Annotated in this window: 4 protein-coding genes; 2 read left to right on the forward strand and 2 right to left on the reverse strand. The window is 62.2% G+C overall.

Annotated features, from left to right (window positions below; translation table 11 throughout):
• Positions 1-247 precede the first annotated feature (247 nt).
• The gene (gene dctA / locus ACE04F_RS01120) at positions 248-1,555 is read right to left on the reverse strand and encodes a C4-dicarboxylate transporter DctA (protein ID WP_486104175.1); all 1,308 of its coding nucleotides are present in this window, start codon (positions 1,553-1,555) and stop codon (positions 248-250) included.
• Positions 1,556-1,652: 97 nt separating this feature from the next.
• Positions 1,653-2,822, reverse strand: a complete 1,170-nt coding sequence (locus ACE04F_RS01125; RefSeq protein ID WP_486104177.1) for a mandelate racemase/muconate lactonizing enzyme family protein — start codon at positions 2,820-2,822, stop codon at positions 1,653-1,655.
• A 99-nt stretch (positions 2,823-2,921) separates the two neighbouring features.
• Between ACE04F_RS01125 and ACE04F_RS01130 the strand changes: the two genes are divergently transcribed.
• Positions 2,922-3,797, forward strand: coding sequence for a LysR family transcriptional regulator (locus ACE04F_RS01130; RefSeq protein WP_486104179.1), 876 nt, complete (start codon positions 2,922-2,924; stop codon positions 3,795-3,797).
• Positions 3,798-4,163: 366 nt separating this feature from the next.
• Positions 4,164-7,719 (forward strand): non-ribosomal peptide synthetase (locus ACE04F_RS01135; RefSeq protein WP_486104181.1); only part of this gene is annotated, 3,556 nt, incomplete at its 3' end.

Consider the following 7,719-nt stretch of genomic DNA (forward strand, 5'->3'; position numbering starts at 1 on the left):
GAACACAGACTGATCGGCGTGCATCAACAGAACGGTGCCCTGCGCCAACGGGTGGTGTTTGGCTACGACCCGCTGGGCCGGCGGATCAGCAAGCTGGTGTACAACGACGACGCCAGCGAACCCAGTAATCGCACCCTGTTCCACTGGCAAGGCTTGCGCCTGCTTGAAGAAGTGCAAGACGGCAGGCCCAGCCTGTACGTGTATGCCGATCCGGGCAGCTATGAACCCGCATGGCCGGTCGGCGTCGTCATTTATGCGCCAACAGCGCCTTTCGATCGGCTTTCTCCTGTTTCATCGCCGCGATCTCGCGCTCGCAGGCTTGCACGTCGAAGGAGTTGTCCCACTTGGCAATGGCGATGGTGCCGATTCCATTGCCGATCAGGTTGGTCACCGCCCGTGCTTCATTGAGGAATCGATCGATGCCCAGCAGCAACACCAACCCGACCAAGGGGATGGAATGAATCGTGGTGAGTGTCGCGGCGAGGGTCACGAAACCGGCGCCGGCAACGCCCGCCGAGCCTTTTGATGTGAGCAGGAACACGCCCAGCAGGATCATCTGGTCCATGAACGTCAGCGGCGTATTGGTGGCCTGGGCGATGAAGATCGCCGCCATCGTCAGGTAGATGCAGGTGCCGTCGGCATTGAAGGTGTACCCGGTGGGCAAGACCATGCCCACGACTGATTTTCTGCAGCCGAGTTTTTCAAGCTTGACCATCATTCGCGGAAGCACCGCTTCGGTCGAGCAGGTCCCCAGCGTGATGAGGATCTCGTCCTTGAAATAACGAAGAAACTGCATCAGCGGCATCCCCGACCATCGGGCGACCGCGCCCAGCACGACCACGATGAAAATCAGCGTCGTGACATACAGAGCGACCAGCAACTGGCCCAGCGACAGCAAGGTGCCGATGCCGTATTTGCCGATGGTGAACGCCATGCCGGCGCCCGCGCCAATCGGCGCCAGGCGCATGACCATCGCGACTATCCTGAACAGCCCCTGCAGGAACAGATCGATGGTGTTGATCAGCGGCTTGCTGGTTTCGCCCATTTGCACCAGGGCGACGCCCATCAATACCGACAGCAGAATCACCTGGAGCATGACGCCATTGGAAAATGCGCCGACGAATGTCTGCGGAATGATATTGAGGAAAAATTCGACAGTGCCGCCCTGCTCACTCGCCGCCTGGCTGTACTTGCTGATGGAGCTGCCATCAAGGGAGTTGGCATTGATGTTCATCCCGACGCCAGGCTTGACGACGTTGACCACCACCAGGCCGACGACCAGCGCTATGGTCGAAAGGATCTCGAAGTAGATCAGCGCCTTCACACCAATCCGTCCGACCTCCTTGATGCTGCCCATCTTGGCGATACCCACGACCACCGTACCGAAGATGATCGGCGCCAACAGCATCTTGATGAGTTTGATAAAGCCATCGGCGAAGGGCTGGAGCTTGGCCCCGAGATTCGGGATGAAGTAACCGATCGCTGCGCCGATCACGATACCTATCAGTACTTGCACATACAGCTGGCTGTACCAGCGAGACTTGGAGATTTCCACGAGAGCACCTCATTTTATTGTTGTGATGGGCATGTGGCAGGCGTCATGTGCGACGCCCGATGCCGCAGCCTCGTTGGCGACTGCGGCATGACGACGATCAGCCCTCGCCCAGCTCGCGCATCACCGCGTACAGGGCAGACTTGGCTTCGAAACCGACGCCAGGAATATCCGGCAGGCCGACGTAGCTGTTTTCCACGCGGATGCCGTCAGCAAAACCACCGAACGGCTGGAACACATCGGGGTACGACTCGTTGCCGCCCAGGTGCAAACCGGCGGCGATGTTCAGGGACATCTGATGGCCACCGTGGGGCACCACGCGGCGCGAGGACCAACCCATCTCTTCCATGACTTTCAGGGTGCGCATGTACTCCACGAGCCCGTAGGACAGGGCGCAATCGAACTGCAGGTAATCGCGATCCGGGCGCATGCCGCCGTGTCGCAGCAGGTTGCGCGCGTCCTGATGAGAGAACAGGTTCTCACCGGTCGCCATCGGCAGTTCATAGTGATTGGCGAGCTCGGCCTGAAGCGCGTAGTCCAACGGATCGCCGACTTCCTCGTACCAGAAGAGGTTGTACTGCTTGATGGCTTCGGCGTACGCGATACCGGTCTCCAGATCGAAGCGGCCGTTGGCATCGACTGCCAGTCGCCGGCCGTCGCCGACCACTTCAAGCACCGCTTCGATGCGCCGGATGTCTTCCTCCAGTGGCACCGCGCCGATCTTCATCTTGACCACGTCATAACCACGATCCAGATAGCCCTGCATTTCTGCCTTGAGCTTGCTCTGGTCCTTGCCGGGATAGTAATAACCCCCCGCCGCGTAGACCCAGACCTTGTCATCCGCCTTGCCGCCGCGATAACGGTCGGCCAGCAGGCGATACAGCGGCTTGCCTTCGATCTTGGCGACCGCGTCCCACACGGCCATGTCGATGGTGCCGACGGCCACTGAACGCTCGCCGTGGCCGCCCGGTTTCTCATTGGTCATCAGGGTTTTCCAGATGGCGAACGGATCCAGGTTGGCATGTTCCTGGTCGATCAGCGTTTCCGGGTCGGCCTCGGTGACTCGCGCCAGGAATCGATCACGCATCAGGGCGCCCTGGCCGTAGCGACCGTTGGAGTTGAAACCGTAACCGATCACCGGTTTGCCATCGCGAATCACATCCGTGACAACCGCCACGACCGAGCAGGTCATTTTCGAAAAATCGATATAGGCATTGGCAATCGGAGAGGCGATGGAAACGGTTTTTTCGCGGATGTCGACGATACGCATGAGCGGTTCCTCTTGTTGTGGTTGGCCTCACGTTATGCTTTGCGACGAAACCCGCCCAATGCTATTAATGCCGCGCCCTATGCACAGGAGGCATTGCCTTTGGAACTCGTCTGGCTAGAAGATTTTTCAGCGCTTGCGGAGTACGGCAGCTTCGTTCGCGCCGCCGAAGCGCGTCACGTCACGCAGCCGGCTTTCAGTCGCAGGGTCCGTTCGCTGGAAAACTGGATGGGCGTGGACCTGTTTGTACGCACGCCTCAGGGCGCGACGCTGACCGAGGCCGGAAGACAGATTCTGCCCAGCGCCCAGGAGGCTGCGAGGCGCCTCTACAGGCTGCGCACCGAGGCCCAGGAAGTCGCCGGAGTGGCCGCCAAGACGCTGCAGTTTGCAGCCACGCATTCGCTGTCGTTCACGTTTTTTCCGCGCTGGCTGAGGAGCGCCGAGAATGGCGCGCCGATAGATGCCGTGCGCCTGCACTCGGACAGCATGGCGGTGTGCGAGCAGATGCTGATTCACGGTCAGGTGCAGTTCCTGCTCTGCCATCGGCACCCCGACGTACCGCCACTGTTGGCGCCTGATCAATTCAGCGGAAAAAAAGTCGGCGTGGACGTCCTCATACCCTTGGCGAGTGCCTCGGCCAATTTCGGTACCTCACCGGCGACGTTGCCCTACCTGGCCTACACCCACGAATCGGGGCTCGGGCGTATCGTCGCTCACCGACTCCACGGCAAGGAGGAATACCTGCACCTCAAGCCGCTGTTCAGCAGCCATCTCGCCGCGGTGCTGATGTCCATGGCACTGGAAAGCAAGGGCGTCGCCTGGCTGCCGAAAAGCCTGACCGAACAGGAAATGGCTGACGGGCGCCTGGTCCGAGCGCTGGATGAAAGCTGGGATATCCCTTTGGAAATCCATCTCACCCGCCCAACCGCGCCGATCAGCGCAGCGGCAGAGGAATTCTGGAGCAGGTTGAAGGGTTAGGGCGCGATTCAACTGCCCTGCTTCGCCGCAGAAAACAGCCAATCGCTCTGCAAAAGTGCCGCTCCACCGGACGCGCGTATAGGCGACAGTTACCTCTCGCAACTTTCCAATGCGCGCAGGTCGCCGCTGCAGACATCAGACCTCTGTTTTTTTGCGCTCCCGCTCCGGTTGACCACTTGGCACTTGCGGCCTATTTTTAGCGCGCGGCTAGAAAAGAAACGGTCATGGGACGTCGCATCAGTGAACAGTCCGGGCCGAACGTTGTCACTTCTTGATGCTCCGTTGGCAAGGTGATGTGCCACGGACGCTTGCCGGCCCCACTTCCTGGGGTCGACTTTGGATAAGCCTTAATTACATGGACGTATCATGACCGAATCGCGATGCTTTTCGTTGAGCTCCACTCAGCAGTCCGTCTGGCTCGACCAGTTGTTATCGCCCGATATCCCCTCCTATAACATTGGCGTCACGGTACAAATCGACGGCGCGGTAGACCTTGCCGTGTTTGCCGCCGCGCTGCGCTTCGTCGTCGGGCAACACGATGCCTTGCGGCTGATGGTCAGCGAAAACAACGGGCAGGTGCAGCAGCGAGTCATCGCCGATCTGGAAGTACCCTTTTCCTACCATGACTGGCGCGGCGAACCCGAGCCGCACGCCCAGGCCATCGCCGCCATCACCCGCCTGAACCGCACGCCGTTCGTGCTTTACGAGCAGCCACTGTGGGCCATGGAATGGTTCCAGTTGTCCGATACCCAGGCGTTGTGGAACAGCCGGTATCACCATTTGATCTGCGACGGTACCTCGGTGGGCCTGGTCGGCCAGGCAGTCAGCGCCGCCTATAATCAATTCTTGCGCGGTGAGCAACCGATGCCGGATCCGGACCTGGCGCGGGGCTACCGTACCTTCGTCGGCGACGATCAGGCCTACCTCGACTCGGCGCGCCATGACAAGGCGCGGGAATACTGGCTGGAGCAGTTTCCCGCCCTGCCAGAACCGTTATTCCAACCCACCCGGGCGCCAGGCACTGCAAATCAACCGCAAGCCGACACCACCGCTCATATGCCCAGCGCCCAGGCAGTCTGGCCGCTAGGACGGCGACGCCTGAATGGCTTGGGCCAATTGGCGAAAACCCACGGGGCTACTCTGAGTCACTGCCTGAGCGCCTTGTTGGCCAGCTACTTCAGTCGAGTGACCGACCAGCGCGAAAGCCTGGTGATCGGCCTGCCCGTGCACAACCGGGCCAACGCCTTGCAAAAACGCACCGTGGGCATGTTTTCATCGGTGCTGCCGCTGGCGGTCGAGGTCAATCCGCAGGCCAGCTTTGTCCAGGCCATGCAACAGGTCGCTCGCCAGACCTTGCGCAGCTATCGGCATCAACGTTATCCGCTGCAATCCTTGCACCGTGAACTGCGGGCACGCGCCGGCCATCCCGGTCACCTTTTTGAACTGATGTTATCGATCGAGCAATACCCGGGGGATGTGAACCTGGGAGCGGCGCAGTGCGCCTTGCGCACCTGGCACAACGGCTATGAGCACTACCCGCTGGCGATCTACCTGCGCGACTACGAAGCGCAAACCGAACCGTTCCTGGAACTCAATTATGACCCGCGACTGTTCAGCGCCGAGCAGATCACTGCGCACCTGCGACGGCTCGAACACCTGACCGAGCAGGTACTCACCGAGCCGGGTCGGGCGTTGGCCGATTGGCCGCTGCTCGACAACCAGGAACAGTGCCAGGTCATCGTCGACTTCAACGCCACCGCCCGCGACTATCCAGCCGACGATTCGCTGGTTGCGCTGTTCGAGGCACAGGCACGGACTCGACCCGAAGCCACTGCGCTGCTGGACGGCGCGCACTCGCTCAGCTATCGCCAGCTCAACCAGCGCGCCGAACAACTGGCTGGTCACCTGGCGGGCTACGGCGTAGAGGCCGGGAGTCTCGTAGCCATCTGCATGGAGCGCAATACGACGCTGATCGTGTCGATCCTGGCAGTCCTGAAGCGCGGAGCGGCCTATGTCCCCATCGACCGGGACGCCCCTGCCGCGCATCGGGCGCGGGTACTGGCCGATTGCGGCAGTGCCTGGTTGCTCAGTGCGGGCGACAGCATCGCGTCGCAGGACGGTGTGCTTGTCATTGACGTCGAGTCCCTGGCCGAGGAGCCAGGCATCCGCCCATCCGCGTCGTTGAACGGTGGGGGTGATGTCGCCTACATCATGTACACCTCCGGTTCCACCGGCACGCCTAAAGGTGTGCAAGTGCCCCATCGCGCCGTGGCTCGCCTGGTGTGCAACAACGGCTTCGCCGATTTCAACGCCCAGGACCGCATCGCCCTCGCCGCCAACCCGGCCTTCGATGCCAGCACCCTGGAGATCTGGGCCGCGCTGCTCAACGGTGGCTGCCTGGTGGTCTGCCCTCGCGACACCCTGCTCGACGCCGAACGTTTCAACGAGCATCTGCTGCGCCACGAAGTCAGCGTGCTCTGGCTCACCGCCGGGCTCTTCCATCAGTTCGCCGGCGCCCTGGCCCCGGCCTTTGCCAGCCTGCGCTACCTGATGGTCGGCGGTGACGTGCTCGACCCGCGGCGGATCGCCCAGGTGCTGCGCGAGTCACCGCCCCAGCACTTGCTCAACGGCTACGGCCCGACCGAAAGCACCACCTTCGCCACCACCCACCGCATCACCCTCGACGACGCCCTGGCCGGTGACATTCCTATCGGCCGGCCCATCGGCAACACCCAGGTCTATGTGCTCGACGCGCAGCGCCGGCCGCTGCCCATCGGCGTTGTCGGCGAGCTGTACATTGGCGGTGACGGGTTGGCGCTGGGCTATTTGAACCAGCCGCAACTGAGCGAGCAGCGCTTCGTGCCCAACCCGTTCCAACCGGGCACGCGTTTGTACCGCACTGGTGACCTGGCACGCTGGCGTGCCGACGGCGTGTTGCTGTTCCTCGGGCGCAACGACTTCCAGGTCAAGATCCGCGGTTTCCGCATCGAACTGGGCGAGATCGAGGCACAACTCAAGGCCTTGCCCGAGGTGACCGAAGCGGTGGTGCTGGCCGATGCCCAGCAACGCTTGCTGGCTTACTTCAGCGCCACCGGCGCCGTGCAACCCAACGAACTGCGTACGCGCCTGGCCGCTGTGCTGCCCGACTACATGCTGCCCGCCGCGTTCGTCAAGGTGGACACGTTCGCCCTGACCGCCAACGGCAAGCTCGACCGCCGCGCGCTGCCCGAGCCCGACGAAAACCACTTCGCGCTGCACCGCTACGAAGCGCCGCAAGGGCCGCTGGAAACCCGTCTGGCCGAACTTTGGGCGCACGCCCTCGGCGTGCCGCGGGTTGGTCGCCAGGACAACTTCTTCGCCCTGGGCGGCCACTCCTTGCTGGCGGTGCAACTGGTCGAGCGGATGCGCGCGGAAGGCTGGAGCCTGGACGTCGGCACGCTGTTCAACGCCCCTCAGTTGCTAAACCTTGCCCTGGCTTTGCAGCCGCCGGGCACAGCCGTCGAGGCTCTCGAACCACAGCCAACAGCATCAATTGCGCTGGATGGGCAAATCACTCCGCACAGGCTGCCTCTGGTACGCCTGTCCCAGGCACAGATAGACCGCATCATTGCCAGCGTCGAGGGCGGCGCGGCCAACGTACAGGACATCTATCCCCTGGCCCCGTTGCAAGAAGGCCTGTTGTTCCAGCATTTGTTGCAACCTGAGGATGATGCTTATCTGCTGCGCGCCACTCTCGCCTTCGACAACCGCGAACGCCTGCAAGCCTTCATCGCCGCGTTCGACCAGGTGATTGCCCGCCACGACATCCTGCGCAGCGCCGTGCTCTGGGAAGGCCTCGACGAACCGGTGCAAGTGGTCTGGCGCACAGCGCGCCTGCCGGTGTCCAGCCTCGCCGACGGGCTGGACTTTACCGAGCGTGCAC

It is taken from the genome of Pseudomonas sp. AGC41 (assembly GCF_057334555.1).

Coding starts and splice junctions, on each gene's coding strand:
- ACE04F_RS01125 (WP_486104177.1), bottom strand. CDS start 2,822: ATGCGTATCGTCGACATCCGCGAAAAAACCGTTTCCATCGCCTCTCCG.